Origin of the sequence: Mycobacterium parascrofulaceum ATCC BAA-614 (assembly GCF_000164135.1) — a bacterium.
Lineage (GTDB): Bacteria > Actinomycetota > Actinomycetes > Mycobacteriales > Mycobacteriaceae > Mycobacterium > Mycobacterium parascrofulaceum.
Map to the genome: position 1 here is coordinate 2,000,588 of NZ_GG770553.1, position 3,606 is coordinate 2,004,193.

3 protein-coding genes are annotated in these 3,606 nt (G+C 72.1%); 1 reads left to right on the forward strand and 2 read right to left on the reverse strand.

All coding sequences use genetic code 11. The features are described 5' to 3' along the window. Positions 1-163: 163 nt before the first annotated feature. Complete coding sequence (locus HMPREF0591_RS09390) at positions 164-1,804, reverse strand: carbamoyltransferase family protein (protein WP_007168258.1); 1,641 nt, start codon at positions 1,802-1,804, stop codon at positions 164-166. An 8-nt stretch (positions 1,805-1,812) separates the two neighbouring features. Continuing rightward, positions 1,813-2,901 carry a UDP-glucuronic acid decarboxylase family protein gene (locus HMPREF0591_RS09395; protein WP_007168259.1) on the reverse strand — a complete coding sequence of 363 codons (1,089 nt, stop codon included), beginning with the start codon at positions 2,899-2,901 and terminating at the stop codon, positions 1,813-1,815. On the opposite strand from HMPREF0591_RS09395, the gene HMPREF0591_RS09400 reads away from it, so the two are divergent. Next, the coding region (locus HMPREF0591_RS09400; RefSeq protein WP_007168260.1) for a glycosyltransferase family 2 protein at positions 2,900-3,606 on the forward strand (707 nt) is incomplete at its 3' end. The genes HMPREF0591_RS09395 and HMPREF0591_RS09400 overlap by 2 nt on opposite strands.

Here is a 3,606-nt window from a genome sequence, read left to right on the forward strand (position 1 = left end):
CGGACCGGCATGTCGCCCACCGGCAACCCCGGGGCGGGCCGCGGCCGGTCGTCGACCACCACCACCTCGGCGGGTGCCGGCCCGGAGCCGTGCTGCAGCGCAACGAGCAAGTGCCGCAGGGAGTCCCGGCCGACCGTCGGGATCACGATGGCGTAGTCGGGCGTCATCGGCGCCGCCGGACCAGGCAGGGGCCGAGGGCCAGCACGTCGATCGGGGAGCTGCCGAACACCTCGAGCGCGTCGCGCGGGCTGTCCACCATGGGCCGCCCGGCGGTGTTGAAGCTGGTGTTGACCACCACCGGGACGCCGGTGCGCTCGGCGAACCGGCTGATGGCCGCGTGCAGGCGCGGATCGGCGGCCGCGTCGACGGTTTGGATGCGCGCGGTGCCGTCGACGTGGGTGACCGCGGGGATGCGGTCCCGCCAGGATTCGGCGACGTCGTGGACGAAGAGCATGTACGGGCTGGGAAGCGGTCCGCGGGAGAAGATTTCGGCGGCCCGCTCGGCCAGCACCATGGGCGCGACCGGCCGGAACTGCTCGCGGCCCTTGACCGCGTTCAGGCGCTCCAGGTTGGCGGCGTGGCGCGGATCGGCCAGCAGCGATCGCCCGCCCAGGGCGCGGGGCCCGAACTCGGCGCGGCCCTGGAACCAGCCGACGAGCTGGTTGTCGGCCAGCGCGTCGCCGACCGCGGCGGCCACATCGCCCGGGCGTTCGTAGTCGACGGCGGCTTCGTTCAGGGTGGCCTCGATCCGTTCGTCGGACCAGCCGCGGCCCAGCCGCGCCGACGGCATCGGCGCGATCGGTTCGCCGAACGACGCGGCCAGGCTCAGCGCCGCGCCCAGCGCCGTGCCGGAGTCACCGGACGCCGGCTGCACCCACACGCGGTCGAATCCGCCCTCGGCGTGGATCCGGGTATTGGCAACGCAATTGAGCGCCACGCCGCCGGCCAGGCACAGCGCGTCACCGTCGGTCCGGTCGCGCAGCCAGCCCACCAGGTCCAGCAACACGTCTTCGACGACGCGCTGCACGCTGCAGGCCAGGTCGGCGTGCGCCGGGTCGAGCGTCTCCTCGTGCGGGCGGCGGCGCGGCGCCAGCTCGTCCCACGCGATCGGCTCGGTGCGAAACCCGCCGTCACCGGAGGCGTAGACCCGCTCGCGCAGCTCGTCGGCGAAGCGCGGCTCGCCGTAGGACGCCATCGCCATCACCTTGTACTCGTCGCTGGAGCGGGCGAAACCCAGGTGTTCGGTGAGGTTTTCGTAGAGCAAGCCCAGCGAGTGCGGCAGCGCCTGCGAGGCGAGCACGTCGAGCTTGTGGTCGCGGTACGCGCCGGCCAGCATCGAGGTGCGCTCGCCGCGACCGTCGACCACCAGCACCGCCGCGTCGGGATGCGGGGAGGCGAGCGCGGTCGACGCGGCATGCGCGACGTGATGGCGGACGTGACGCACCACGGCCGGGTTCAGGCCGGGCACGGCGGATGCCAGGAATCGCGGCGCACGCTCGGCGTACAGGGTGCGCAGGTACTCCCAATCCTGATCGAGGCCGCCGGGATCGAGCGGCTCGTCGTACATCAGGGCGGGATCGTAGGAGTAGCCGACGGCGTCGACCTCCTCGGGGGCGACGCCGGCGTCCCGAAGGCACCACCGGATGGCGGACGCGGGGACCTCCCAGGTGGAGAAGGGCACCGCCTGCTTGCCGTGCTTGCGTCGCGAGAACCGCTCCTCTTCGGCGGCGGCCACTACCCGGCCGTCGACCACCAACGCCGCGGCCGGATCGTGGAATACCGCATTGACACCGAGAATTCGCACCGCACCTCCTAGCGCGCCAGCCGGTCGGCGGCCGAGACGAGGTCCCGGTCCGGATCGTCACCCGCGGTGTCGTCACAAGCAATGCGGAACCACGCCACGGTGGTGGCGAGCCCGGTGCGGTAGTCGACGCGCGGCTGCCAGCCCAGCCGCTCGCGGGCGACGGTGATGTCGGGGCAGCGACGCTGCGGATCGTCCTCGGCCGGCGGGGTGAACTGGATGGTCGACGTGCTGCCGGCCAGCTCCCGGATGAGCTCGGCGGCGGCCAGCACCGTGAGTTCCGCGGGGTTCCCGATGTTGACCGGGCCCCCGAAATCGCCGCGCGCCAGGTCGATCAGCCCCGCCACGGTGTCGTCGACGTAGCACAGCGACCGGGTCTGCAGCCCGGTGCCGGAGACGGTCAGCGGTTCGTTGCGCAGCGCCTGGCGGCAGAACGTCGGAACCATGCGGCCGTCGTCGGCGCGCATGCCCGGGCCGTAAGTATTGAAGATGCGGGCGACGCCGGTGTCGACCCGGCCGAGGCGGCGGTACGCGAACGTCAGGGCCTCCGCGTACCGCTTGGCTTCGTCGTACACGCTGCGGGGGCCGACCGGATTCACGTTGCCCCAATAGCGTTCGGGCTGCGGATGCACCTCGGGGTCGCCGTAGACCTCACTGGTCGACGCCAGGACGAACCGGGCGCCGGCGCGCTCGGCGATCTCCAGCGCCGTCGCGGTGCCCGCCGACCCGGCGCGCAGCGTTTCGATCGGGCGCCGCTGATAGTCGACCGGGGAGGCCGGTGAGGCCAGATGGAACACGGTGTCGAAGGCGGTGCCGACCTCGTCGACCACCGAGGGATCGCAGATGTCGTGTGGCACGAAACGGTAACCGGGCCGCCCCGTCAGGCGATCGGCCGCGCCCGGCGGGCTGGTGGACATGTCGTCGACGCTGACCACTTCGACGCCGCCGCCGAGCAGCCGGTCACACAGATGGGCGCCCACGAACCCGGCGCCACCGGTGATCAGGACCCGCGAAAGAGCTGGCATCGAGCTGTCATACCCGTCGGCATCGGGACGAAACTGGGTTTCACCGAGCGCTTTTGGGGTAGCTGCAGCAGTCATGTCGACCAAGCCCCTTACCTCATTCGTCATCGCGACGCGGGACCGCGCGGGTGAGCTGTGCGCGGTCCTGGATCGCCTGCTGGATACGAGCGCGTGCCCGATCATCGTGGTGGACAATGCCTCCCGCGACGATTCGGTGCGGGCCGCGACCCGCGCCGCGGCCCGTTCGGCGGGCCGGGTCACCGTCATACCGCTGAACCGGAACGAGGGTGCGGTCGCACGCAACGTCGGGGTGGCGCGCTGCGGCACCCCGTACGCCGCCTTCTGTGACGACGACTCGTGGTGGGCACCGGAGGCGACTTCGATCGCCGAAGAGGTGTTCGAAAAGTGCGGCAGCGTGGCGGTATTGGCGGCCCGCACCGTGATGTGGCCGCAACAGCGGGACGACCCGTTCGTCGGGCATCTGGCCGGCAGTCCGCTCGGCTGGGACCCGATGCTGCCCGGTCCGTCGATCCTGGGCTTCCAGTCGTGCTCGGCGGTGGTGCGCAAGTCGGCGTTCGAAGCGGTCGGTGGCTTCAGCCCGATCCTGCACTTCCGCGGCGAGGAGAGCCTGCTGGCCTGGGATCTGGCCGCGGCCGGCTGGGACCTGTGCTTCTGCCCCGCGCTGGTCGCGTACCACCAGCCGTCGGAGACGCGCGCGTCGAGCAGCGCCCAGCGCGCGCGCGAGGTGCGCAACGCGATGCTCACCGCCTGCCTGCGCCGGCC